Source organism: Amaricoccus sp. (assembly GCF_036846665.1).
In the GTDB taxonomy this organism is placed as follows: Bacteria; Pseudomonadota; Alphaproteobacteria; order Rhodobacterales; family Rhodobacteraceae; genus Amaricoccus.
Map to the genome: position 1 here is coordinate 1 of NZ_DAIUBO010000013.1, position 25357 is coordinate 25357.

General features: G+C 71.1%; 20 protein-coding genes. 4 read left to right on the forward strand and 16 right to left on the reverse strand.

The genetic code is table 11. The annotated features are described in order from the left end of the window. A partial coding sequence (locus V7050_RS02445) for a ligase-associated DNA damage response exonuclease (protein ID WP_324410207.1) occupies positions 1-775 on the forward strand: 775 nt, incomplete at its 5' end. Continuing rightward, complete coding sequence (locus V7050_RS02450) at positions 775-2379, forward strand: cisplatin damage response ATP-dependent DNA ligase (RefSeq protein WP_324369944.1); 1605 nt, start codon at positions 775-777, stop codon at positions 2377-2379. The genes V7050_RS02445 and V7050_RS02450, both read left to right, overlap by 1 nt. A 426-nt stretch (positions 2380-2805) precedes the next feature. Here V7050_RS02450 and V7050_RS02455 read toward each other — a convergent pair whose 3' ends face one another. Genes V7050_RS02455 through V7050_RS02475 form a run of 5 tightly spaced genes read right to left on the reverse strand, consistent with a single transcriptional unit; the run spans position 2806 to position 7341 of the window. Continuing rightward, on the reverse strand, positions 2806-3501 hold the full coding sequence (locus V7050_RS02455; RefSeq protein WP_324369942.1) for an ABC transporter ATP-binding protein: 696 nt from the start codon (positions 3499-3501) through the stop codon (positions 2806-2808). Beyond that, positions 3501-4202 carry an ABC transporter ATP-binding protein gene (locus tag V7050_RS02460; RefSeq protein WP_324369949.1) on the reverse strand — a complete coding sequence of 234 codons (702 nt, stop codon included), beginning with the start codon at positions 4200-4202 and terminating at the stop codon, positions 3501-3503. The genes V7050_RS02455 and V7050_RS02460 overlap by 1 nt, the downstream gene beginning before the upstream one ends. Next, positions 4199-5146, reverse strand: coding sequence for a branched-chain amino acid ABC transporter permease (locus tag V7050_RS02465; RefSeq protein ID WP_324369940.1), 948 nt, complete (start codon positions 5144-5146; stop codon positions 4199-4201). The genes V7050_RS02460 and V7050_RS02465 overlap by 4 nt, the downstream gene beginning before the upstream one ends. After that, positions 5143-6024 carry a branched-chain amino acid ABC transporter permease gene (locus tag V7050_RS02470; protein ID WP_324374523.1) on the reverse strand — a complete coding sequence of 294 codons (882 nt, stop codon included), beginning with the start codon at positions 6022-6024 and terminating at the stop codon, positions 5143-5145. The genes V7050_RS02465 and V7050_RS02470 overlap by 4 nt, the downstream gene beginning before the upstream one ends. Positions 6025-6045: 21 nt before the next feature. Beyond that, positions 6046-7341: an ABC transporter substrate-binding protein gene (locus tag V7050_RS02475; RefSeq protein WP_442885503.1), complete on the reverse strand. Its 1296-nt coding sequence runs from the start codon at positions 7339-7341 to the stop codon at positions 6046-6048. 185 nt (positions 7342-7526) lie between these two features. On the opposite strand from V7050_RS02475, the gene ampH reads away from it, so the two are divergent. After that, positions 7527-8687, forward strand: coding sequence for a D-alanyl-D-alanine-carboxypeptidase/endopeptidase AmpH (ampH, locus tag V7050_RS02480; protein WP_324369502.1), 1161 nt, complete (start codon positions 7527-7529; stop codon positions 8685-8687). Between the two features lie 10 nt (positions 8688-8697). On the opposite strand, the gene V7050_RS02485 is transcribed toward ampH, so the two are convergent. The 10 genes from V7050_RS02485 to V7050_RS02530 all read right to left on the reverse strand — a co-directional run bounded on the left by V7050_RS02485 (position 8698) and on the right by V7050_RS02530 (position 23084). Next, positions 8698-10122, reverse strand: coding sequence for a hypothetical protein (locus V7050_RS02485; protein ID WP_324369504.1), 1425 nt, complete (start codon positions 10120-10122; stop codon positions 8698-8700). 260 nt (positions 10123-10382) lie between these two features. Next, positions 10383-11126, reverse strand: a complete 744-nt coding sequence (gene uppS / locus V7050_RS02490; protein ID WP_324369506.1) for a polyprenyl diphosphate synthase — start codon at positions 11124-11126, stop codon at positions 10383-10385. Between the two features lie 142 nt (positions 11127-11268). Further along, entirely contained in the window at positions 11269-13047 is a 1779-nt protein-coding gene (locus tag V7050_RS02495) for a sodium:solute symporter family protein (protein ID WP_324374521.1), read from the reverse strand. A 12-nt stretch (positions 13048-13059) separates the two neighbouring features. Further along, positions 13060-13323 carry a DUF4212 domain-containing protein gene (locus tag V7050_RS02500; RefSeq protein ID WP_324369040.1) on the reverse strand — a complete coding sequence of 88 codons (264 nt, stop codon included), beginning with the start codon at positions 13321-13323 and terminating at the stop codon, positions 13060-13062. 108 nt (positions 13324-13431) lie between these two features. Next, positions 13432-15348: a DUF294 nucleotidyltransferase-like domain-containing protein gene (locus tag V7050_RS02505; protein WP_324369038.1), complete on the reverse strand. Its 1917-nt coding sequence runs from the start codon at positions 15346-15348 to the stop codon at positions 13432-13434. Positions 15349-15367: 19 nt separating this feature from the next. Next, positions 15368-17395 carry an exonuclease domain-containing protein gene (locus V7050_RS02510; RefSeq protein WP_324374519.1) on the reverse strand — a complete coding sequence of 676 codons (2028 nt, stop codon included), beginning with the start codon at positions 17393-17395 and terminating at the stop codon, positions 15368-15370. 95 nt (positions 17396-17490) lie between these two features. Then, entirely contained in the window at positions 17491-17871 is a 381-nt protein-coding gene (locus tag V7050_RS02515; protein WP_324369034.1) for a response regulator transcription factor, read from the reverse strand. Between the two features lie 80 nt (positions 17872-17951). Beyond that, positions 17952-19064, reverse strand: a complete 1113-nt coding sequence (locus V7050_RS02520; protein ID WP_324369032.1) for an MraY family glycosyltransferase — start codon at positions 19062-19064, stop codon at positions 17952-17954. Between the two features lie 91 nt (positions 19065-19155). Continuing rightward, the gene (galE, locus tag V7050_RS02525) at positions 19156-20238 is read right to left on the reverse strand and encodes a UDP-glucose 4-epimerase GalE (protein ID WP_324410213.1); all 1083 of its coding nucleotides are present in this window, start codon (positions 20236-20238) and stop codon (positions 19156-19158) included. 20 nt (positions 20239-20258) lie between these two features. Then, positions 20259-23084, reverse strand: coding sequence for an error-prone DNA polymerase (locus V7050_RS02530; RefSeq protein ID WP_324374517.1), 2826 nt, complete (start codon positions 23082-23084; stop codon positions 20259-20261). A gap of 104 nt (positions 23085-23188) precedes the next feature. Here V7050_RS02530 and V7050_RS02535 point away from each other — a divergent pair, with 104 nt between their 5' ends. Continuing rightward, positions 23189-23371, forward strand: a complete 183-nt coding sequence (locus V7050_RS02535) for a hypothetical protein (protein ID WP_324374515.1) — start codon at positions 23189-23191, stop codon at positions 23369-23371. A 185-nt stretch (positions 23372-23556) separates the two neighbouring features. Here V7050_RS02535 and V7050_RS02540 read toward each other — a convergent pair whose 3' ends face one another. Continuing rightward, positions 23557-25215 carry a Y-family DNA polymerase gene (locus V7050_RS02540; RefSeq protein ID WP_324410209.1) on the reverse strand — a complete coding sequence of 553 codons (1659 nt, stop codon included), beginning with the start codon at positions 25213-25215 and terminating at the stop codon, positions 23557-23559. Positions 25216-25357 lie beyond the last annotated feature (142 nt).

The following is a 25357-nucleotide window of genomic DNA, read 5'->3' on the forward strand; positions in this document are numbered from 1 at the left end:
GATCGAGTTCGGCGGGGTCCGCGCCCCCTCCCCCCCCGCCGGTCATGTCCTCGGCTCCGCCCAGATCGCGGTGGAGCGCGCCGGCTTCCGGATCGTGGCGGCCGGCGACTATGCCCGCGCGCCCAATCCCACCTGTACCGCCTTCGAGCCCGTCCCCTGTGACATCTTCATCACCGAGGCGACCTTCGGCCTGCCGGTCTTCCGCCATCCGCCCGCCGCGACCGAGATCGGCCGGCTGCTGACCTCCATCGACCGCTTCCCCGAGCGCAGCCATCTCGTGGGGGTCTATGCCCTCGGCAAGGCCCAGCGGGTGATCCGCCTGCTGCGCGACGCCGGATACGAGGCCCCGATCCACCTGCACGGGGCGCTGCGAAGGCTCTGCGACTACTATGTCACCGAAGGAATCGATCTCGGCGAGCTGCGCGACGCGACGACCGACCGGGGAAAGACGACGGATTTCGCAGGCGCGGTAGTGCTCGGCCCGCCATCGGCCTTCGCGGCGACCTGGATCCGCCGCTTCGCCGACCCGCTGATCGCCTTCGCCTCGGGCTGGATGCAGGTCCGGGCCCGCGCGCGCCAGCGCGGCGTGGAACTGCCGCTGATCATCTCCGACCATTGCGACTGGGACGGGCTGACCGCCACGCTCACCGAGATCGCGCCTTCCGAGGTCTGGGTCACCCATGGCCGCGAGGAGGCGCTGGTGCGCTGGTGCGCGCTCGAGGGCCTGCCGGCGCGCCCCCTGCATCTCGTCGGCTACGAGGACGAGGCGGAGTGATGCGCCGCTTCGCCGCCCTGCTCGAACGCCTCGCCTTCACGCCCTCGCGCAACGCCCGGCTCCGGCTGCTCGCCGGCTACCTGAGGGACGCGCCCGATCCCGACCGCGGCTGGGCGCTGGCGGCGATCACCCGGGATCTCGCGCTCGACAGCGTCAAGCCCGCGATGCTGCGCGCGCTGGCGGCGGAGCGGGTCGATGCGGAACTCTTCGCGCTCTCCTACGATTTCGTCGGCGACCTCGCGGAGACCGTCGCACTGATCTGGCCGGAGACCGGCCGCGCCGACGATCCCCCGCTCGGCGAGATCGTCGCGGCACTGCAGGAAGCCTCGCGCCGGACCCCGGCGCAGGTCGTGGCCCGCCTCCTCGACCGACTCGATGCCTCTGGCCGCTACGCGCTGCTGAAGCTCGTGACCGGAGGGCTCCGGGTCGGCGTCTCGGCGAGGCTCGCCAAGGCGGCGCTGGCGGAGCTGGGCGGGCGCGAGCTGGCCGAGATCGAGGAGATCTGGCACGGGCTCGCCCCGCCCTATCGCGATCTCTTTGCCTGGCTCACGGAGGCGGGTCCGAAGCCCGCCGCCGCGGCCGCCTGCCCGTTCCGGCCGGTGATGCTGGCGACGCCGCTGGCCGTGGAGGAACTCGGGGGACTGGACCCGGCGGAGTATCTCGCCGAGTGGAAATGGGACGGCATCCGGGTGCAGGCGAGCGCGGAGGCCGGCACGCGCCGGCTCTATTCGCGCAGTGGCGATGACATCTCGGCGGCTTTTCCCGATCTCGTCGAGGCGCTCGACTTCGACGGCACGCTCGACGGCGAGCTCCTGGTCCGGCATCCCTCTGGCGGCACCGCGCCCTTCGCGGATCTGCAGCAGCGCCTGAACCGCAAGACGGTGACGGCAGCCCAGCGCGCCCGCCATCCGGCCTTCCTGCGCGCCTATGACCTGCTCTTCGCGGGCGGTCGCGACCTGCGCGGCGAGGCCCTTGCCACCCGGCGCGGCGCGCTCGAGGATTTCGTCGCCCGGCTCGACCCGGCGCGGTTCGACCTCTCGCCGCTCGTGGCCTTCGCCGCCTGGGAGGAGCTGGAAGCGCTGCGCGCCGACCCGCCCGACCCGGTGATCGAGGGGCTGATGCTCAAGCACCGCGACAGCGCCTATCTGCCCGGACGGCCCAAGGGCCCCTGGTTCAAGTGGAAGCGCGACCCGCATGTGATCGACGCGGTGCTGCTCTATGCCCAGCGCGGCCACGGGAAGCGGTCGGGATATTATTCGGACTATACCTTCGGGGTCTGGACCGAGGCGGGCGAGCTGGTGCCCGTGGGCAAGGCCTATTTCGGCTTCACCGACGCGGAACTGGCCGAGATCGACCGCTACGTGCGGGGCAATACCACCGATCGCTTCGGCCCGGTGCGCGCGGTGCGGGCGGAGCCCGGGCACGGGCTGGTGCTGGAGGTGGCCTTCGAAGGCCTGAACCGCTCGGCCCGCCACAAGTCCGGGGTCGCCATGCGCTTCCCCCGGATCAGCCGCCTCCGCTGGGACAAGACTCCCGCCGAGGCCGACCGTCTGGAGACGCTCGAGGCGATGCTGCCGCGGGGTGGCCCCGAGGCGGGTCCATAGCCGAGACGTGGATATCCATGCGCGATCCGGGTGAGTGGTTCCGAACCCGGCGCCCGGCGCACCGGCCTTGGTGGCGTCCCGCAGTGGGACCCCACTTATCATATTGTTATTGCTATGCTTTCCAGAAGGTCGCCCGGCTGGAGGTTTCGGACCAGCGGCCCGTCCGCCTGACCGACGCCACGGCGCGCGGACCGAGCCTTGGGACAGGGAGCAGGCCGCGCCGCCTTCCCCCGGACCGAGAAGGCGCGAGCCGCAGGGCGAGGGGAGTGCGGTTTCACCGTCGGTCGGGGATCGGAACGGGTGGGTCCTGGACGGCGCGCATGCGCGCCGGCCCCGGCGGCGCCGGCTCGGCCCGATCGACACCGGTCGATCGGGCCGGGGACCTTTTCCCCGCCTGGGAAGACTTCGACGACAAGGGGGTCGGTATCAGACCCCCACATGGGCGCGGAAGGCCGGAGCCTCGGGGGCGAGGCCGGCGGCGGGCAGGGTCTCCGCGATGCGGCCGGTGACGACGAAGGCGATGCGGTCGGCGAGCGCGAGGGCGGCGTCCACGCGCTGCTCGACGAGGATCGTGGCGACGCCGCTGGCCTTCAGCGCGAGGATGGTGTCGCGGATCAGCGTGATCATCGAGGGCTGCAGCCCCTCGGTCGGCTCGTCGAGCAGGAGGACGCGCGGCTCCAGGCAGAGCGCGCGGGCGATGGCGAGCATCTGCTGCTCGCCGCCGGAGAGCGTGCCGGAGACCTGGCCGAGCCGCTCGCGCAGGCGGGGGAAGAGCCCGAGCACCCGCTCGCGGGTCGGCGCGCCGTGGCCGCGGGCCATCAGCCCGATCTCGAGGTTCTCGGCCACGGTCAGCTCGGCGAAGAGCCGGCGGCCCTGGGGCACGTAGCCGAGCCCGTGGCGCGGGATCTCGTGCGCGGGCAGGCCGTCGAGGCGCACCCCGTCGAGGCGCACCGCGCCGCCGGCGGGCGGCACCAGGCCCATGATCGCCTTGAGCGCGGTGGATTTTCCCGCACCGTTGCGGCCCATCAGGCAGAGCACCTCGCCACCGGCCACCGCGAGGTCGAGGCCGTGCAGCACCTGCACGTTGCCGTAGCCTGCATCGAGTCCCGCCACCTCCAGCATCACGCCCCCAGATAGGCCGCCTGCACGGCCCAATCGGCACGGATCTCGGCTGGCGTGCCTTCGGCGAGCACTTCGCCGAAGTTCAGCACGGTGATGCGGTCGGCGAGATCCATCACCAGCTCCATGTTGTGCTCGATCAGGAGCACGGTGGCGGTGCGGGCGACCTCGCGCACGAGGCGCTTGAAGGTCTCGATCTCGGTGTCGGCGAGGCCTTGCGTCGGCTCGTCGAGGATCAGGAGCTTCGGCGCCAGCGCGAGACCCATGGCGACCTCGAGCAGCCGCTGGTGGCCATAAGCCAGCGTGCCGGCAACCTGGCCGGCGCGGTCCGCGAGGCCGACGCGGTCGAGAGCCGCCAGCGTCTCGGCGGCGAGATCGGCGACGCCGCGGCGCTGCACCGCGAGCGCGACATTGTCGAAGACCGGCAGGCGGGCGTAGATCGCGGTGATCTGGAAGGTATAGGCGATGCCCAAGCCCACGCGGGCATGGGCGGGCAGCGCGGTGATGTCGCGCCCCTCGAAGCGGATCGTGCCGGCGCTCGGGGCGATCCGGCCGCAGATCAGCCCGACGAGGGTGGTCTTGCCCGCGCCGTTCGGGCCGATGAGCGCGCGGATCTCGCCGTTGGAAAGATCGAGATCGACCCCGTCGACCGCGGTCAGCCCGCCGAAGCGGCGGGTGAGCCCCCGGGTCGAGAGCAGGCTCACGGCAGCCATGGCAGCGCCCGTTCCCGCAGGCTGCCCAGGAGGCCCTTGCGGGCGAAGAGCACGAGCGCGAGCAGCGCGAGGCCGACCACCATCAGATGCGCCGTGGTCACGCTCGACGAGAGATCGACGAGGTAGAACATCACCAGCGTGCCGAGGAAGGGGCCGAGCACGGTGCCTGCGCCGCCGAGCAGGACCCAGAGCAGCGGCAGGATCGAATACTGGATCGAGGCGAAGGTCGCGCCGACATAGCCGAACATCAGCCCGTAGGCCGCCCCCGAGGCGCCCGCCAGCAGGCCCGAGGCCACCAGCCCGATCAGCCGGTAGCGGAACGGGTCGTAGCCCAGCATCCGGCTGCGCTCGGCGTTCTCGCGCATCGCCACCAGCACCCGTCCGGTCGGGCTGCGCACGAGCGCGAGGCAGGCCAGGAGCGCCAGCGCGAAGAGCGCGAGCGCGGCGAAATAGCGCGTCCTGTCGTCGGAGAGATCGAGCCCCGCGACCACCCGCGAGGCGCGGTCGATCACATAGCCCTCGTCGCCGCGGGTCAGGGGGCCGAAATAGAGGATGAGCAGATAGCCCGCCTGGGCGAACATCAGCGTGACGATCATGAAGGCGACACCGGTGGTGCGCAGCGCCAGGAGCCCCACGGCGAGCGCGGCGAGCGCGCCGCCGGCGATGCCCGCCAAGAGGCCGGGGCCGGCGGGCCAGCCCGCGAGTTGCACCAGTGTTCCGGTGGCATAGAGGCCGGAGGCGAAGAAGAGCGCGTGGCCGAGGCTGAGCAGCCCGGTGTAGCCGAAGGCGATGTTGTAGCCCATGGCGAAGACCGAGAGCACCATGATCCGCGCCAGATTGCTGACGTGATAGGCGGGCAGCACGAAATAGAGTGCGGCGAGCACGCCGATCACGCCCAGATGCAGGCCGAGGATCGCGCCGCGATGCCCGGTCACGCCGCGCGCTGCCCGAAGAGCCCCTGCGGGCGGAACACCAGCACCAGCGCGACCAGCAGCGTCGCGAGGATCTTGGCGAGCGTCGGCGAGAAGAACACCGAGACGATGCCGTCGGAGAGCCCGATAAGCACCGCCGCCAGCACCGTGCCGCGCAAGCTCCCCAGGCCGCCGATGATCACCACGATGAAGGAGAGGAGCAGCGGGTCGCCGCCCATCAGGTAATGCGCCTGCTGGATCGGCACGATCAGCACCGCCGCTACCGCGGCGAGGGCCGCGCCGAGCGCGAAGACGAGGGCATAGACCCGGTCGACGTCGATGCCGAAGGCGGTGGCGGTCTCGCGGTCGTATTGGGTGGCGCGCATGACGAGGCCGATCCGGCTGCGCACGAGCAGCTGGCGGACGCCGAGCAGGAGCAGGGCGGCGGCGGCCACCACCGCGAGCTTGTAGCCGGAATAGCCGAACCAGGGGAATTGCAGGCGCCAGTCGAACGGCGCCTGCACCGGACGGGCATCGGGGCCGTAGAGGCTCAGCGCCGCCTGCTGGAAGATGTAGAGCAGCCCGATGGTGGCCACGATCGTCGCCTCGGGGTCGTAGTCGAGCCGCTTGAGGATCGCCCGGTCGGCCAGCGCCGCGATGCCGCCCACGATCAGCGGGCAGACCACCAGTGCCGCGGCGAAGCCCAGCGCCGGCGGGCCGGGCACCGAGGCTGTGACGAACCAGGCCAGCACCGCGCCGAGCATGAAGAACTCGCCATGCGCGACATTGACCACCCGCATCACCCCGAAGACGAGGCTCAGGCCGACGGCGGTCAGCGCCAGCACCGCCGCCATCACGAGGCCCTCCATGGTGGCGAGCAGCAGGAAGGGTCCGAAATCCAATGCCGCAAGGCCCCGTGCCGGTCAGAAGGGTTGCGTGGTGTAGTCCACCTCGTCGGGATAGAGGCCGTCCTCGATCGAAGTGGTATGCACCACCTCGAGCCGGCCCTCCGCGACCTTGGAGATATGCTGGTGGCCGAAGACCTGGTGGGTCCGGCCGTTGAAGACCTTGTCGCCCTGGGGATGCTCGCGCGAGAGCGGCATCTCGGTCATCGCCTCGATCGCCTCGACGAAGGCCTGGCGGTCGTCGGGGCCCTGGTAGCCGGCGGCCTCCATCCCGGCCTTGATGACGAAGAGCGTCTCCCAGGCGCTGAACATATGCGCGTAGGTCGAGACCTCCCGGGCGTCGCTGACCGAGGCGCCGTTGTCGTCGACCCCCACCGCCGCGCGGTAGAAGGTCTCGTGCTCGGAGGCGCCGGGCTGCAGGCAGCGCGGATGGCCCTCCCAGAAATGCGTGCCTTCGAGGAATTCGAGCCCGGGGCCGGCGATGTCCACGGCCTCGAGCGAATCGATGAAGCCGAAGATCTCGGGATGGTCGCCGGTGCCGTAGAACTCGCCGAGCTCCTTGACGAAGGTCAGCACCGCCGGGCCGACCATGACGTGATAGAGCACTTCCGTCTCGGAGGGGATGCGCGGCAGGTGGCGGGTGAACGAGGTCTCGGTGGGCGGGATGGCGATGAGCTCGACGACCTCGCCGCCCTGGGCCTCCATGGCTGCGGTGAAGAAATCCCGGTGGTCGTAGCCGAAGGCGTAGTCGGGGAAGACCATGGTAACCTTCTTGCCGAGGTTCGCCGCCACCCAGGGCGCCATCGCCTGCACCTGGCTCTTCACGTCGGTGATGCCGGGCTGGAGGGTCCAGCGGTTGGTGATGCCGGAGGCGACGTGATGGCCCTCGGAGCAGACGAGATAGGGGATGCGCAGCTCGCCCGCGCGCGGCGCGCTGCCGACGACCACGTTGGAGAAGAGCGCGCCGAAGACCGCGTCGCATCTGCCCTGCGTGGCGAGCTTCTCCACCACCTCGGCGCCGCGCTTGGGATCGGTGCCGTCGTCCTCGAAGAGGATCTCCACCGGGCGGCCGTTGATGCCGCCCGCATCGTTGAGCACCTGCAGCGCCGCCTGGGCGGTGCGCTCGTACCAGCGGCCATAGGCGGCGCCGATGCCGGTGCGGTGCAGCTGGAAGCCGAGGCGGATCGGCTCTGAACTCTGGGCCTGGATGAAGCCCGGAAAGGCGCCTGCGGCCGCGAGCGTGCCGGTGCCGGCCGCGATTCCCTTGAGCAGGCCGCGCCGGCTGGGCGTCCGGGTGATCGGGATGTCCTTCAACGGGTTCCCCTCCGCTGTTGCTCTCGCCCGGCCGGAACGCCGCCCGCCCGCGCTTCGGGCGCGAGAATGTGGGCCGGCAGGCCAAATGTCCACGGCGATGTTCGGCCCCGCGGAAATCACCCCTATCCGGCCGGAAAGCCCGTGCTATCGTTTCCCGATCAATCCGAGAAACGAGGGAGAGCAGCATGAACAGAACCCTTCCGGTCCGGCGCGGCGCGGTCGCCGCGATCGCCCTGGCCTCGGTCCTGGCCCTCTCCGCGCCCCTTCGGGCCGAGCAGAGCCTGCTCCAGACGAATGTCGCGTTTTCCGGCACCATCGCCTGGCTCAGCACCGGCGCGCCGGCCTTCGTCATCGCGGCGGTGCGGAACGGCGAGACCGCCTTCGCCGGCTTCGGCGAGCGGGCGGAGGGCACCGGGCAGGCGCCGGAGGCCGACACGATCATGCGCATCGGGTCGATCAGCAAGGCCTTCTGCGGCGAGGTGCTGGCGAGCATGGCCGCGGGCGGCGAGGTCGCGCTGACCGACCGGCTTCAGGACCGGCTGGACTGGGATGTGACGATCCCCGAGATGGACGGACGGCCGATCCGGCTGATCGATCTCGTCACCCATGCCGCGGGCCTGCCGCGCGAGGTCCCGCGCCCCAAGGCCCCCGAGGACGATCCCTTCGCGACCAATACCCCCGAGGCGCAGATCGCCGGGCTCGCCACCGATCCGCTGCTCTTCGCGCCGGGCACCGGGGCGAGCTATTCGAACTGGGGGTTCGACCTGCTCGGCGCGGCGCTCGCCAGCACCGCGGGCAAGTCCTATGCTGATCTGCTGGCCGAGCGCGTGCTGGCGCCGCTCGGCATGAACGACACGCTCTTCAATCCGCGCCCGGAGGACCGGGACCGGCTGATGCAGGGCCATAATTTCGACGGCGCGCCGATGCCCTTCGCGCCGACGCCGGTCACCATCGAATGCGCCGGAGGGCTCTATTCCACCGCCGCGGACATGATGCGCTGGATGCAGTGGCATCTCGACCGTCCCGCCGCGGCGGAGGAGGAGATGCGCCTGCTCGATCACGCGGCCTGGCTCTATCGCGACGGCCTCGTCCCGGCCGCAGGCTTCGACGAGGGCGGCGGCGAGATGGATGCCCTCGGGCTCGGCTGGGTGGTGATGATGCCCGAAGGGAACCGGCCGCTGATCCTGCAGAAGACCGGCGGGCTGCAGGGCATGTTCGCTTATGTGGCACTGGCGCCGAGCCGGGACATGGGCGTCTTCGTGGCGATCAACCAGTTCAGCACCGGCGGATTCTCCGTGATGGTCAAGACCGCGCTCGACCTGATCACCACGCTTTCGCCGCGCTGATCGCCTTCGGTCAGGCGGCGACGGGCGTCGAGAGGAGCCAGAGGCCGAGCACGGTATAGGCGACCATCAGCGCGGTCATCGGCAGATGCGCGGCCCGGGTCGGCGGCGGGTCGGAGCGCCCGGCGATCGAGAGCCCCAGCACCACTGCCAGCAGATGCGCGCCGAGGATCAGCCCGAACTGGAGGTTCCAGATCACCTGGACCGCGCCCGCGTCGCCGAGGAAGCCGAAGGAGACCCAGTGCTCGGGCAGACCCAGCGGGTTCCAGCCGCGCCCGAAGGGATCGCTCGCCGCCACCACCGCGTACTGGCCGTTCGTCAGCAGCGCCACGAGGTAATGCGCGGCATGATAGCCCGCGGCGATGGGCAGGAAGGCCAGCATCGCCGGCCCGGCGTCGCGCCAGAACGGCCCGGCGGCTCCCGCGATATGCCGCCCGAGTGCCATGGCGCCGAGGATCGTGGCCCCCGTCAGCAGCCAACCGGCGACGAGCCCCGCGGTATTGGCGCCTATGACCGCCGAGCGTCCGGGGAAGTCGAGCGGGTTGAGGCCAAGGCGGGCGAGCCACCAGAAGGTCTCCGAGAGCCCATCGAAGGTCACCGAGGCCAGCATCAGCGCGACGAAGGCGGTCTGGCCCCGGTCGAGCGGCGGCATGGCGAGGATGCGCGTGCCGGGGAGCGCCGCCATCAGGCGGGACCGCTCCGCGCCCTGCTCGACCCAGAGCGGGGCGATCCGGGCGACGAAGCCGAAATAGACGGTGAGGAACTCGCCGCGCTCGAGCCAGGCTTCGCCCTCGATCACCGCGAGCCCCAGCATCAGCAGCCAGTAGGCGGCGACGGCACGGGCGAGCACGGCCGGGTCGGCCGGGGCGAGCGAGACGATCTCGAACCAGGCGAAGGCGAAGAGCCCCGCCACCGCCGGCCAATGCCCGAGCCGCGCCAGCCCGGCCGATCCGTCGCGGCCGATCAGCCGGCGCAGGCTCCGGACCGGGCCCCGCCAGGGGTTCAGCGGCCGCCAGACGTCGCCGAAGGCGAGCGCGAGCAGCGGCAGGCCGACCCAGAGCAGCGTCCAGACCGTCTGCACCAGCAGATTGTCCAGGGGGTCGCTGGTGCCGAAGAAGCCGTTCAGGATCAGCGCCCAGAGCAGGAGCGCGGCGAGCCAGCTCGTCAGCCCCGGCGGCAGGCGGCGCCTCCAGCCAAATAGGCTGCGTGCCGCCGGCCAGGACGGGCGGCGCGGCAGGAACGCGCCGATCAGCGCCGTCAGCGCCACGACCAGCGCCGCGCCGAGGGAATAATAGCCCGTCGGCAGCGTCAGGATCACCATGCGCTCGCCGGCATGGGCCGAAGCGGCGGCGGGCCGGAGCAGCGCCGCGCCGGCGGCAAGGGCCACGAACCCGCGCGGCGGCGCCCGCTCCGGGGCGACGGGGGAATGGCTGGACATGGCTACGGGCCCGATGCGGCAACGGTACGCGCGAAGGCGTGGTTTCCGGAGGAGGAGTCTGGGGCAGGCCCGGCGCCCTGTCAACGCGGGGCCCGCCGGGGCCCTCGGAAGACGATGGGATTTGACCCCCATTCTTTCTACCTCGACCGTCCCGCCGAAAGACGAGGGCAGCGCCCGCCGGGCCAGGAAGAGTGATGGGACCTCCGGTGATCGCTTCCGGTTCGGGCGGCCAACCGCGCCGCCCCGTTCCCGGCCTCGCCTCAGCGGCTGGCGCGCGCCATTCCGGCCGGGGGCAGGACCTGCCCGAACCGGCGCAGGCGTCGGGTGTAGCCGGAAACGGATTCGGCGAAACGCTCGGCCGTGAAATCAGGCCAGGCGACCGTCGGGAAGTCGTATTCGGCGTAGGTGGACTGCCAGAGCAGGAAATTCGAGACCCGGAACTCGCCCGAGGTGCGGATGATCAGATCCGGATCCGGCAGTTCCCTCGTGTCGAGCGCGGCCGCGATCCCGCGCTCCGAGATCGCCCCGGGCTGGAGCGCGCCGGAGGCGACGTCCCGGGCCAGCGACCGCACCGCACGGGTGATCTCGTCGCGGCCGCCGTAGTCGATGGCGATGGTCAGGTTCAGGCCCTCGCAATGGGCGGTGCGATCCTCGAGATCCTGCATCAGCTGGCGCAGCCGCGCCGGCACGCGGTCGCGCAGGCCGATGAATCGGACCCGGACCTCATGGGCCTCGAGGTCGTCGATCTTCTTGCGGATATACTGCCGGAAGATGCGCATCAGCGCCTCGACCTCGACCAGCGGCCGGCGCCAGTTCTCGGTCGAGAAGGCGAAGATCGTGAGATGCGTCACCCCGAGCCCCGGGCAAGCGTCGACGATCTCGGTCACACGACGGGCGCCGCGGGCGTGGCCCGCCACGCGGTTGAGGCCGCGGGCCTCGGCCCAACGGCCGTTGCCGTCCATGATGATCCCGACGTGGAAGGTCCGGGTCTCGCGAAAATGCATGAGATTCACCTGCTCGTTGGGCTGAATATGCACATCGTTGCGCCGGGGCAAGCCCCGAGTTGGGCCTGCCCCGGCGAAGTCCCGCCGAACGAGGAAAGGCCCGCCGGAGCGGGCCTTTCCGGTTTCGGGAGATTGGCGCCGGTCAGGCCTGGCGCGGCACCCGGACGTTCTCGACCAGATCCTGGATCGCCGCGGGCGTCGGCTTGGTCATGCCGGCGACGACATAGGCGGTCGCGAAGTTCAGGAGCGCGCCGATCACCCCGAAGCCGAGCGGGTTGATGCCGAGGATCCAGCCCGATGCATCGTCCGGCAGCGGGTTGGTGCCGGGGATGAAGAACCAGCCCTTGTAGAGGAAGATGTAGACCATCGTCGTGATCAGGCCCACCAGCATCCCCGTGATCGCCCCCTCCTTGTTGATGCGCTTGGAGAAGATGCCCATCATCAGGGTCGGGAAGAGGCTCGCCGCCGCCAGGCCGAAGGCGAGCGCCACCACCTGGGCCGCGAAGCCCGGCGGGTTGAGGCCGAGATAGCCCGCCACGACGATCGCCACGCCCATGGAGATGCGCGCGGCCCTCAGCTCCGACCGCTCGCTGATCGTGGGCATGAAGATGCCCTTGAGCAGGTCGTGGCTCACCGAGGAGGAGATCGCCAGCAATAGGCCCGCCGCGGTGGAGAGCGCCGCGGCGATACCACCCGCCGCGACCAGGGCGGCGACCCAGTTCGGGAGTGCCGCGATCTCGGGGTTGGCGAGCACCATGATGTCGTTGTTCACGGTCAGCTCGTTGCCCGCCCAACCGGCCGGCTCGGCGACTTCGGCCACGTAAGTGGCGTTCTTGTCGTTGTACCACTGGATCCGGCCGTCGCCGTTGAGGTCGTCGACCGCGAGCAGGCCGGTCTGCGCCCAGCGGGTCATCCACTCGGGCTGCTGGTCGATCGGGAGGTTGCTCTCCGGATCGGCGACAGGCTGGCCCTGCTCGACGCCCGGATGCACGGTGTTGGCGAGGTTGAAGATCGCCATGGCGCCGACCGCCGGGGCGACGGTGTAGAGCAGCGCGATGAAGATCAGCGCCCATCCGGCCGAGGACCGCGCGTCCGACATCTTCGGCACCGTGAAGAAGCGCACGATCACATGCGGCAGACCCGCGGTGCCGATCATCAGCGACAGCGTCAGCAGGAACATGTTCCACCGGCCCATCGCCACCCGGTCGGTATAGGGTCCGAAGCCGAGATCGACCATGGTCTGGTCGAGCGCGTGCAGCATGTGGGTGTCGGAACCGGCGATATTGCCGCCGAGGCCGATCTGCGGCAGGAAACTGCCGGTGATCTGCAGCGAGATGAAGATCGCCGGCACCGAATAGGCGAAGATCATGATCACGTATTGCGCGATCTGGGTATAGGTGATGCCCTTCATGCCGCCGAGCACGGCATAGACGAAGACGATCGCCATGCCGACATAGAGGCCGATCTCCACCGAGAGGTTGAGGATGTTGGCGAAGGCGATGCCCACGCCGCGCATCTGTCCGATCACATAGGTGAGCGAGATCACCAGCAGGCAGACCACCGCCACGGTCCGCGCCGTGGTCGAGTAGAACCGGTCGCCGATGAACTCCGGCACGGTGAACTTGCCGAACTTGCGCAGATAGGGCGCGAGCAGAAGCGCCATCAGCACGTAGCCGCCGGTCCAGCCCATGAGGTAGGCGCCGCCGGCATAGCCGGCGAAGGCGATGATGCCGGCCATGGAGATGAAGGATGCCGCCGACATCCAGTCCGCGGCCGTGGCCATGCCGTTGAGGGTCGGGTGAATGCCCTTGCCGGCGACGTAGAATTCCGAGGTCGAGCCGGCGCGCGCCCAGATCGCGATGGCGATGTAGAGCACGAAGGTCAGTCCGACCGCAATAATGCTCAGCGTTTGAAGATCCATTGCGGCGCCCCCCTACTCTTCGTGCACGTCGAATTCCCGATCGAGCCTGTTCATGCGCCAGGCATAGTAGAAGATCAGGATGATGAATATGTAGATGGAACCCTGCTGGGCGAACCAGAAGCCGAGCGGGTAACCCCCGATACTAAAACCGTTCAGCATCGGTGCGAATAGGATCCCTGCGCCGAGCGAGACCAGTGCCCAGACCACGAGGCACCAGGTGATGATGCCGATATTCTTCCGCCAGTACTCACTTCTATCTTTCGTTGGTGTAGTCATCCTTACTCCCCATTTTTGCGCTATGTGAGGTCTGCCGCCTCATCTCTTGTCGCATAGCTGTCCCGTGCGGCCACAATGCTATGCCGCACTGCACAATTTTTAGTTGTTTTACAGCTGATAGTCCAGCGCCAATTTCGTCTGGAGCCGCTTTGCCTCGCGAAAGGCCTCCTTGAGGATCCGGCGGTCGAGGTCGTTGAGCTTCGCCGGATCGATGCGGTTCGTGAGCGCGCTGCCCGCCGCGGCCTGCTCGTCGTTGGTGCGCATGCGCAGCAGCCGGATATAGTCGTAGGCGTCGGTCCATGCCGCCACGTCGCCGGCATCGAGCGCGCCGGCGGCCGCCGCGCCGGTCAGCCGCTCCACCGTGTTCGTGACCGGAACGCGGTGCGCGAGCGCGAGGATCCGCGCGGCGTCGATGAAGGGCGCCACCCCGTTCAGCTTCAGGTCCAGGGTATTGGATTCCTCGCCCTTGCCGCTGAGCCGGAAGTCGCGGAATAGGCCGAGCGGCGGCGTGTTCTGCAGCGCGTTCGCCGCCATCTGCTTGCGGAACCGGCTGTTGGCCGAGGCACGCTCCATCAGCCAGTCGCGCAGCGCTGCCGCCGGCGCCTTCGGCCCCCAGATCGTGCGGAAATCGAAGAAGATCGTCGATTTGAGCAGATGCTCCGGGGTCCCCTGGTCGATCCAGCGGGCGAAGCGGGCGCGCCATTCCTCCGCACTCAGGCAGCATTCGGCGTTCATCGCCATGATGCCGCCGGTGCAGAGCGGGAAGCCGCATTGCGCCAGCGCGAGGTTGATCCGCTCGGCGATCGGCATCAGCAGGGCGCGGGCCGCCTCCGGGTCCATGCCGGCGGGCGCCTCGAAGAGGATGCCGTTGTCCTGGTCCGTCTTCAGGGTCTGTTCCTGCCGCCCCTCGCTGCCGAAGGCGAGCCAGGAGAAGGGAGCTTCCGGCGCCCCGCCGGTCTCCTCGAGCACGATCGCGATCACCCGCTCGACGATCTGGTCGTTCAGCAGCGTGATGATCTGGGTGATCTGGCCGACCTTGACGCCCTGGGCGACCATCTGGGCGACGAGCAGGTGGATGTCGCCCGACCGCGCCGCGACTTCGGCGACGCTGCCCGCCGCGGTGATCGACTTGGAGAGATTGACCAGCCCCACCCGCTGCATCGAGAAGAGGTCGCGCTCGGAGATCACCCCAACGAGGCGCCCGTCCTCGACCACGACAAGGTGCTGGATCCCGGCCTGGGCCATCTGCATCGCCGCCTCGAAGGCGAAGGCGGAGCGCGGCATGCTGATCGGATCGGGTGTCATCACCTGCCCGATCGGGGCATCCAAGGCGACGCCGGGCAGCGCGACCCGGTTCATCAGATCCTTGAGCGTGAAGATCCCGATCGGCCGCGCCTCGGCATCGACGATCACCATCGAGCCGACCTTCGCCGCGCTCATGCCGCGCAGGACCTCGATCACCGGGGTCTCCGGCCCCGCGGTCAGCGGCGCCTTGAGCGTCTTCTCCGCCAGCGGCAGATTGAGCGAGCTGTCCTCGCCGAGATCGCGGACCGCTTCGGCCTGCACCTGCCGCTTGACCCTTTCGAGCAGCCCCGACAGTCGGTTGGCGCAATATTCGTTGAAGCCGGGCGACAATTCGCGCAGCGCGTCGAAGGCCGCGCGCGGCATGGCGAGGCAGACGACCTCGCCGACCGCGCGCTGCACGTTGCGCACCGGCCGGCCGTTGACAAGCGCGCCGATGGGGAAGCATTCGCCCGGCACCAGCTCCCAGGCATTGCCGTCGATGCTCTCGTCCTCGCCCTGGTCCTCGCCGACGATCAGCCCTTCCTGGAGGATGTAGAACCATTCGGCCGGGCCCGCCGCGGGATCGGTCACCGCCTCGCCGTCGGCGAAGCGGATCGCGCGGAGATGGGCGAGCAGGAAATCGACATGCTCGCGCCGCATCCGGTCGTAGGGCGGATGCCGCAGCAGGAATTCCCGCACACCCTGGTCCTCGGTGGTCTCGTCCTGCACCGGCTCGGTCACGTCGCTCTCCCCCGCCGCTTCAGCCCGCCGCGCCCTGGCCATGGGCGACGATCGCCGCCCGCTGGCGCAGATCCGCCGCCATGTTCGATTCCCGCATCACCGCGCCGAAGGTCGCGAGGCCCTTGGCCTCCAGCCGGTCGATCATCCGGATCAGCAGCTCCGCCGTGCCGATGGTGTCGCCCAGCGCAGTGTGGCGCCCGGCGATGGTGATGCCGTAGCGGTCGCAGAGCGCGTCGAGCGAATGCTCCTCCTCCTCGCCGTCGAGCATCAGCGAGACCAGCATGGTGTCGAGGACCGGATTGTCGAAGCGCACCCCCGCGGCCTTCTCCTTGAGCGAGATGAACTTCATGTCGAAGGCGACGTTGTGGCCGACCATCACCGCCGCGCCGACGAAGTCGCGGAAGGCCGGCAGCACCTCGGCGATCGGCGGGGCGCCGGCCACGTCGGCATCGGTGAGGCCGTGGAACTTGATCGAGCCGGGCGGGATCGGGCGGCCGGGATTGACCAGCCATTCGCGGCCCTCGCCGGTCAGAACGCGGTTCTGCAGGATGCGCACGGCGCCGATCTGGATGATCTCGTCGCCGCGCATCGGCTGGAGCCCGGTCATCTCGCAGTCGAAGACGACGAAGTCGATCTCCCGCAGCGGCCGCGCCGCCAGCGCCTCGTCGCCCAGATGCGCCCGCATCAGCCCGAAATCGTAGAATTCCGGCCGGGGCGGCAGCCGCTTGGGCGAGGGCACGAACTGCGGCCGGTGCGGCGCCAGCAGCGGCAGCCGCAGCAGGGCATGGCCCGGCCGCCCGGTCGCCTTCGACCAGGGCTCCGACCCGTGGCGCTCGAGGATGTCGCGCAGCCGCTGCCCGCCCGACTCCTGCGAGCAGGCCATGTCGAGCCAGCTTTCGAGCAGGCCCTCGGGCACCGGCGCGCCGGCCCAGACCAGGTCGAGATAGACCCGCCGGTCGCCGAGCAGCGGCTCGATCTCGAAATCGCGCGCCCCGGTCTCCTCCGCGATCCGGCGGATCAGCGCCTCGACCGCCTGGATCAGCGAGAGGCTGTCCCCGTGCAGCCAGAGCGGGATGCCCACAAGGCTCGCGCGGATCCCGCTCTCCGCGAGATCCTGGGCGACGCAACGCGCGAGGTCGGAGGCATGGATATCCGCCATCGGCCAGCGCCCGAGCATATGGCCGCGGATCTCGACGCCGAGCTCGTCGATCTTGTCGCTGATGCGCCGGCTCTCGTCGAGCACCACCTTCTCGAATTCGGCGCGGCGCTCGGCGGCCATGGCGGGGTAATCCACCATCGTCTCAGCCGCCGCGCGCAGGTTCCCCACCATGCCGCGCAGGTCGCGGGTCAGGGCGCGGCGCACGCCGTCGCCATGCGCCAGCAGCGCGAGGTCGTCCGAGACGTCCACCAGCGTCACCAGATAGCCCGTGACCGCGCCCGCGGCGTCGCTCAGCAGCGCCATGCGGCCGTTGAGCATGCGCCCGCCGTCCACCGTCGTGCAGAGGAAGGGGGCGGAGAATTCCCGCGCCGCCTCCGGTCCCTCGGCGTGGCGCTGTTCGAGCTGGTTGAGGGAATGCCGGATCGGTGCCAGCATGACCAGATCGCCCAGGCTGCGGCCGAGCCCGACCTTGTCCTGGGCGCGCACCAGCTCGACCGCGGCGGGGTTGTAGAGCATGATGCGATGCTGCGGGCTGCAGACGAAGACCCCTTCGGAGAGGCCCTGGACGATCGCCTCGAGCCAGGCCTTCTGGGCATCGACATGGGCCGCCTCGGCCTGCGCGGCCTTGCGCGCCTCGCGCCGGGTGCTGCGCAGGGCGGTGACCAGCGCGTCGCATTCCGCCGGCAACTCGCCGAGCAGCGGCGAGGCGACGGTGCCGAGCCCCGCCTCGGCGCTGCGCGATTCCCGCACCGCCCGCAGGCCCCGCGCCAGCCGCCGCACCGGCGCGAGCAGCAGGAGCCGCAGGCCGAGCCAGATGCCGAGGACCGCCAGGGCGGCGACCGCACCGGCGGCCGGAGCCGCCGGCCCGCCGCCGTCCGGGGCGGCCATGCGCACCGCGCCCCAGACGAGCGCGAAGGCGAGGGCGGCCAATCCGAGGAAGAGGGCGGAGACCGCGCCGCCGGCGCCCGTTGCCGCCGACAGTTTCAGGAATCGGCTCCGGGCATGTAGTGGCGGACGCGCGCCACCACGTCGCGGGTGGAGAAGGGCTTGGTGATGTAATCGTCGGCCCCCAGGGCCAGGCCCTTTTCCTGTTCGACCGCGCGGCCCTTGGCGGTCAGCATGATGATGCGCAACCCGGCCCATTCCGGGGTCGCCCGCACGGTCTGGCAGACGTCGAAGCCGTCGCGCCTGGGCATCATCACGTCGAGCAGCATCACGTCCGGCAGCCGGTCGCGCAGCGCCTCGAGCGCCGCCTCGCCGTCGCGCGCGACCCGCACGTCGAAGCCCTGCTCCTTCATGAGGTATTCCAGCGAGAGCGCGATGTTCGCCTCGTCGTCGACCACCAGAACCGAACCCGCCGCCATCGCCTTCCTCCCACCCGGCCGGGCTCAGACTAAGCCAAGGAGCGCTGCGGTTGCACGCGAAAAAGCGCGCGGGGTCCGGCTCAGAGCAGGCGGGCGAGGCCCAGCGGCCGGCGCGGCATGTTGAGCGACATCACCCGGTAGAGCTGGCCGTAGACGAAGGCGGTGACGAAGAAGAGGATCGCCGAGAGCCAGGCACTGTCATAGGCGACCAGCACGAAGACCGTGGTGAGCAGCGGCACGACCCAGGTCACGATGCTGGTGGCCGGGTTGCGCAGATGCACCGGCCCGCCCTTGCGCACGATGCGCCGGGCATAGCGGCGATGGGCGAGCATGTGGAAATGCACCCGGTCGGGCTGGCCGACGCTCGATCCCTCGCGCCGGTGCTTGCGCCACATGGAGGCGAGCGTCTCGATCACCGGGTAACCGCAGATCAGGATCGCGGTCCAGGCCGAGACATCGGCGTTGCGCGAGGGCAGCAGCACGCCGAGCGAGGCGAGCAGGAAGCCGCAGAAATAGGCGCCGCCGTCGCCGAGAAAGATCCGGCCATGCGGGAAATTGACCGCGAAGAAGCCCATGACCAGCGCGGCATAGATCAGGGCGAGGCTCAGCACGAGATCGTCGCCGACCCGGAAGGCGACATAGGCGAAGCCGCCGAACATGATCACCAGGGCACCGGCCGCCAGCCCGTTGAATCCGTCGATGATGTTGATCGCATTCGCCACGCCTCCCATGGCGAAGCCGGTGAAGACCAGCGCCACCGCGTAGAAGGACAGCAGCCAATCGACGCCGGGCAGGTCGACCTTGTCCATCACGTAGCCGGTGGCCAGCGCGAAGAGAATGCCCGAGATCATCGTGGCATAGAGGCGGCCCTTCACCCCGACCCGCCGCGTCAGATCCTCGGCGAGGCCGGCCGCGAGCGCCGGCAGGCCGGCGAGGCCGATCATCGCCCAGGTCGCGTCGAACCCGTCCGGAACCACCGGCCAGACCGCGGCATAGGCCAGCGCGATGGCGAGGCCGCCGATGCGCGGGGTCGGATCGCGGTGGAACTTCTGCACGCCGTGCAGGTCGTCGTGGGTGATGCTGCCGTGCCAGCGCTGCGTCGCCACCAGGGCCATGCAGAATCCGAGCGACAGGGCGAAGGCGGCGAGGGCCGTCAGCGCCACTTGTGGCTGAAGGGCATCTGCCCAGGACATGCTCATGGTCCGGAACGGCCTCGCCCGTCGGGCTACGTTGCTGCGGCGCGGTGTTTACAGGGTCTTTCAGGCGATTGCGAGCAGAACTTGGTCAAGGCCCGCCGATTTCGGCGGAGTGTCGCCGAAAGCCCTCGGGATTGGCCCGCGCCCAGGCCCAGGCCGAGGCGCAGATCGCCGCGAGACCCTGCCCGGCCCGCCAGCCGAGCACGCGCCCGGCCCGGGCGGGATCGGCATAGCAGGCCGCGACATCGCCGGGCCGGCGCGGCCGGATCGCGAGCGGGATGGCGCGTCCCGAGGCGCGTTCGAAGGCCGCGACGGCCTCGAGCACCGAGACGCCGGCGCCGGTGCCGAGGTTGAAGACCTCCGCGCCGGCGCTGCGCCCGGTCCAGCCGAGCGCGGCGAGATGGGCGCGCGCCAGATCCATGACATGCAGATAATCCCGCACCCCGGTCCCGTCGCGGGTGGGATAATCGTCGCCGTGGATCTCGAGCACCGGCCGCCGGCCGAGCGCGACCTCGGCGATCGCCGGCACGAGATTGCTCGGCGGATCCGACGGCTGCTCGCCGATCCGGCCCGAGGGATGCGCGCCGGCGGGGTTGAAATAGCGCAGGATCGCCACCGAGAGCCCCGGATCGGCCTCTGCCGCCGCGGCGAGCAGCGCCTCGCCGGCCGCTTTGGTCGCACCATAGGGCGTGGTCGGCCGCAGGGCGTGGGCCTCGTCGATCGGCAGCCGGTCGGGTGGGCCGTAGACCGCGGCACTGGACGAGAAGACGATCCGGCGGCAGCGGGAAGGTGCGAGCGACGCCAGGAGCCTGCGGGTACCCTCGACGTTGACCTCGGCGTATTCCGCGGGCCGCGCCAGCGATTCGAGCGGCGATTTCAGCGCGGCGCAATGGATCACCGCCTCGGGGCCGAAATCCGCCACGAGGCGCGCCAGCGCCGGCCGGTCGCGGATGTCGATGCGCGAGAAGCCGAAATCCCGCCCGGCGATGGCGCGCACCCGTTCGAGCGCCTGCGCGGGGCCGCCGACCAGATTGTCGAGCGCATGGGCCGCATGGCCGGCCGCCAGCACCTCGGCCAGCACGTGGCTGCCGACATAGCCGGCGGCGCCGGTGATCAGGATGCGCAGCCCGCCGGGGGGGTCCGGCGGCGAGGCGGAGCGGTCTTCGGCGATGGGGCACCTCCGGGACGCAGTTAGCCGCTGCGCGCCGGCGCTGTCGAGGTGGCGGCTGCGTCGAGCCGGGGGCGCAGCAGCGCCATGGGATGGACGCGCAGCGTCAGGCGCAGGGCGGAATAATCCGCCACCACCTCCTCGCCGAGCGTCGCGGGCGGCAGCACCACCGCCTCCTCCGCCCCGCCCTCGCCCTCGATCCCGGCGAAGAGCGGCAGCGGCGCCGGGCCGGCGATGGCGCGCACCTGCCAGAGCGCCTCGCGCCGGCCGAGGCCCAGGCCCGCGAAGGCATCCGCCTCGGCGAGCACCGCCAGCAGCCGGGGCGCGATGCCCGCCCGGCGCCAGACCGCGGCCACGTCGGCATAGCCGTTGCCGCGCGCCGCGGCGATCCAGTCGGCCTCCTCCGCCGGCATCGCCCGGATCTGGCGGAACCCCAGCCGCAGCGCCAGCCCCCCGCGCCCGTCCGGCTCCAGCGTGTTGTCGAGATAGCTCGCGTTGATGTCGACGGGGCGCACCTCCACCCCATGCGCGCGCGCGTCGCGCACGATCTGCGCCGGCGCGTAGAAGCCCATCGGCTGCGAATTCAGCAGCGCGCAGGCGAAGACCGCCGGATGATGGCATTTCAGCCAGGCCGAGGCATAGACGAGGAGCGCGAAGCTCGCCGCATGGCTCTCCGGGAAGCCGTAGGAGCCGAAGCCCTCGATCTGGGAGAAGCAGCGCTCCGCGAAATCCCCCTCGTAGCCGTTCGCCGCCATGCCCGTGAGGAACCGCTCCCGGAACTCGCTGACGTTCCCGTGCTTCTTGAAGGTCGCGAGCGAGCGGCGCAGCCGGTCGGCCTCCTCGGGCGAGAAGCCGGCGCCGATGATGGCGATCTGCATCGCCTGCTCCTGGAAGAGCGGCACCCCGAGCGTCTTGCCCAAGACCGCGCCCAGCGCGTCCGACGGGAAGACCACCTTCTCCTCGCCGCGCCGCCGCCGCAGATAGGGATGCACCATGTCGCCCTGGATCGGGCCGGGGCGCACGATGGCGACCTCGATCACCAGGTCGTAGAAGCAGCGCGGCCGCATCCGCGGCAGGAAGCTCATCTGCGCCCGGCTCTCGACCTGGAAGACCCCGAGGCTGTCGGCCCGGCAGAGCATGTCGTAGACCGCCTCGTCCTCGGCGGGCAGGGTCGCGAGCGTGTAGCGCACCCCGTGATGGCTCGCCAGGAGGTCGAAGGCCTTGCGGATGCAGGAGAGCATCCCCAGCGCCAGCACGTCGACCTTGAGGATGCCCAGCGCATCGATGTCGTCCTTGTCCCAGGCGATGACGGTGCGGTCTTCCATCGCCGCGTTCTCGATCGGCACCAGCTCGTCGAGCCGGCCTTCGGTGATCACGAAGCCGCCCACGTGCTGGCTCAGATGCCGCGGGAAGCCGATGATCTCCTCCACGAGCGCCATGGTCTGGGCGAGCCGCCGGTCGGTCGGGTCGAGGCCGAGCTCGACCAGCCGCTCGACCGGCAGCGCGGAACTGCCCCAGCCCCAGATCTGGGACGAGAGCGCGGCCACCGTGTCGCGCGAGAGCCCCATGGCGGTGCCCACCTCGCGGATCGCCCGCTTGGCCCGGTAATGGATCACCGTGGCGCAGAGCCCCGCCCGGTGCCGGCCGAAGCGGGCGTAGATGTACTGGATCACCTCCTCGCGGCGCTCGTGCTCGAAGTCGACGTCGATGTCGGGCGGCTCGTCGCGGGCCTCGCTCACGAAGCGCTCGAAGACCATGGTGCCGATCTCGGGGCTGACCGAGGTCACGCCGAGCGCGAAGCAGACCACCGAATTGGCCGCCGAGCCGCGGCCCTGGCAGAGGATGCCCTGGCTGCGCGCGTAATCCACCACGTCGCTGACGGTGAGGAAATACGGCGCATAGGCGAGCTTGTCGATCAGGCGCAGCTCGTGATCGGCCTGGGCGCGCACGCCGCCCGGCACGCCCGCGGGATAGCGCCAGTCGAGGCCCTTCGCCGTCAGCCGCGCGAGCCGCGCCTGCGGATCCTCCCCGTCCCAGATCTCGCGCGGATATTCGTAGCGCAGCGCGTCGAGCGAGAACCGGCATTCCGCGGCGATCTCGCCCGCCCGGTGCACGGCCGCCTCGTGGCCGGCGCAGAGCCGCAGCATCTCGGCCTCCGAGCGCAGCCGCCGCTCGGCATTGACGAGCGCGGCGCGGCCGATCCGGTCGATCCGGCGCCCCTCGCGGATGCAGGTCAGCACGTCCGTCAGCCGCCGCCGCGACCCGTGATGCATCACCGGCTCGGCCGCGGCGACGCGCTCGAGGCCCAGATCCGCCGCCAGCCGCGCCAGCCGGTCGAGCCGCGGCGCATCCTGGCCGTCGTAGCGCGGGCTCGCGACCAGATGCGCCGGGGCGGCGAGCGCCCGCAGCGCGGCCCGCGCCTGCGGCAGCCAGGGGCGCAGGCCCCGCCCCGCCGGGGGATGCAGCAGGAGGTGGAACCCCGGCCCCAGATCCGCCAGATCCGCGATTCGGATCAGGCAATCCCCCTTCCTCGCGCGCTGCGCCCCGGCCGAGAGCAGCCGGCAGAGTCGGCCCCAGGCCGCGCGGTCGCGCGGCAGCGCGGTCAGCTCCACGCCTTCCTCGAGGCAGAGCCGCGCCGCCGGCAGGAGCCGCGGCGCGGCGCCGCCGGTCCGCCGTGCGATCTCGCGGACCTCCAGATGCGCCCGCACGATGCCCGCCACGGAATTGCGGTCGGCGATGGCGAAGGCCGCGAGGCCGAGCTCGGCCGCCCGGCGCGCATATTCCTGCGGATGGCTGCCCCCGGTCAGGAAGGTGAAATTCGAGGTGATGGCGAGCTCGGCGAAGCTCATGACCGCCTGCGGCCTTGTCTGGCCCCGCCCGCCCCCCTACGTTTCGGGGGCAGCCCCGGGGCGCGCCGGCCCGCCGCCCCGGCCAAAGCGAAGGGAGGATCGCGATGAGCATGGTCCAGGTCGATGATTACGCCCGCAGGCTCTACACGGCCCATGGCGACCGCGCGGAATACGAGGCGGCACAGAAGGCCAGGGATGCCGAGGCCAAGGGCGATCCGGAAACCGCCGCGCAATGGCGCCAGGTGCGCGAGAAGATCCGCATCCTGCGCGGCCCGCACGAGAGCTGAATCCCGCCGGGCGTCCCGCGCATGCCTTGAGGTTTCATTCAGGCAGAATTCCTGTCGAGCAGTCGGGGCCCCATGCCAACAGGCATGGGGGAGAAAAGCGGCTCGGCCAACGGGCCGGTCATTTTTATTAAATAATATCATATACTTGCCGGATGTCCCATGGGGACACGCGCCGCACCCGCGTCTCATGCGAAGATGCCTTGGGCGAACCAGCCCGCGGGGGCCTCGCCGCCGCGGGCCTCGAAGAGCCAGAGCCGGTCGCCCGCTTCCGTCTCCACCCGCCAGTAATCCCGCGGCCCCGAGCGCCAGGCGGGATCGTCGAGCCACCATTCCGGCGCGATGCGCTCCGGCCCGAAGGCCGCCGCCCGCCGCAGCGCGCGGCGGCGCCAGACGAAGTCGCGCGGCGGCGCCTCGCCGTCCCGCGGCGTCACCGGCTCGGGCGGGAAGATCACGATCGGCCGCGGTGCCGCCGGCGCCGGCCAGTCCCGCGCCGGCGCCGAATAGGCCGCCGCCATCACCGTGGCGCCCTTCTCCGGCAGATGGCTCTCGGCGGGATGCAGCCGGGTCAGCGCCTCGAGCCCGAGCCGCGCGCCGATCCGGCCCAGGAGCTCCGCCATGCCCTCGGGATCGCCGCCCTGCCGCGCGGCGGCCGCCGCCGCCGAGGCCGCGAGCTGGCCACGATGCTGGCGCGGGCTGAGCGGCTCCACCGCCACCGCCTCGAGCCGCAGCACCTCGATGCCGAAGCCCGCGTCGATGCCGCCGAGCTTCAGCGCCAGCAGCGGCCGGATCGCCTCGGGCGCATCCGCGGGCCGCGCCAGCCCCAGCTCGCGCGTCTCCGCGCCGCCATCGACCCGCATCAGCGTCAGCCGAACCCGCCGCGCGCCCCGGCCCGCGGCGCGGAGCCGTGCGCAGAGCGGCGGCAGCAGCCGGTCGAGCCCGGCCAGCACGTCGGCCTCGAGCCCGATCGGCTCGGGGAAGGTCAACCGCAGCGCGAAGACATGCTCCGGCCGCGCCGGCGAGACCGGCTCGGGCGCGCGGCCCAGCGCCTTGTCGAGCCGGCGCACCACCTCCGGCCCCAGCCGTCGCGCCAGCTGCGCCCGCGGCAGCACCGCCACATCCTCGATCCGGCGCAGCCCCAGCCCCTGCAGCGCCTGGATCTCCGCCGCGCCGAGCCGCAGGGCGACCACCGGCAGCGGCCCGAGATGCGCCCGCGTCTCGCCCGGCGGCACGATCCGGCAGCCCCCGGCCGGCGGCCCGGCGACCGGCGGCGGTGCGCCGCCGCGCTCCCAGCGCCGCTTCTGCGCCCGCGACCGCGTGGCCCGCGCCTCCTGGTCGATGGCGTCCCCGGCATGAACGGGCCCCGGGCCCGCGCCCGCGAACCGCGCCACCGCCCAGGCGGCGCCCGGCGTGTCGGCGATCCCCAGCCGCAGGCTCAGGCCGAGCCCCGCCGCCCCGGCCTCCACCGCCTCCGCCAGCCCCGCCTCGCCGCCGAAGAGATGCGCGCAGCCGGTCACGTCCAGCACCAGCGCCTCGCGCCCCTCCACGGCCACCCAGGGCGAGAACCGCCCGGCCCAGCGGCGGAGCGCGGCCAGGAAATCCGCCGCCCGCACCGCATCCTCGGGCCGGGTGACCAGATCGGGGCAGATCGCGCGCGCGTCCCCCAGCGCCATGCCGCGCCGCAGCCCGGCCGCCTCGGCCGCGGCCGCGAGGCTCGCCAGCACCAGCGCCCCGCCGGCCTCGGCCACGATCCCCAGCGGCCGGTCGGCGAGCTGCGGCTCGGCGCGCATCACCCGCTCCGCGTCGAGGCGCGGGAACCACAAGGACAGGATGCGGCGCTGCTGCATGACCGGTGGGACTCGAATGTTCCTGTTACGTTCCAGAATATCCGAGTCCGGCGCGGAGTCGAGTCCCGGCCGCGCCGGGACCCCGCGAGGCCGCTGGACGCCACGGCATACCGCGGATAGGAGGGGGCGTTCCGAACCTCCG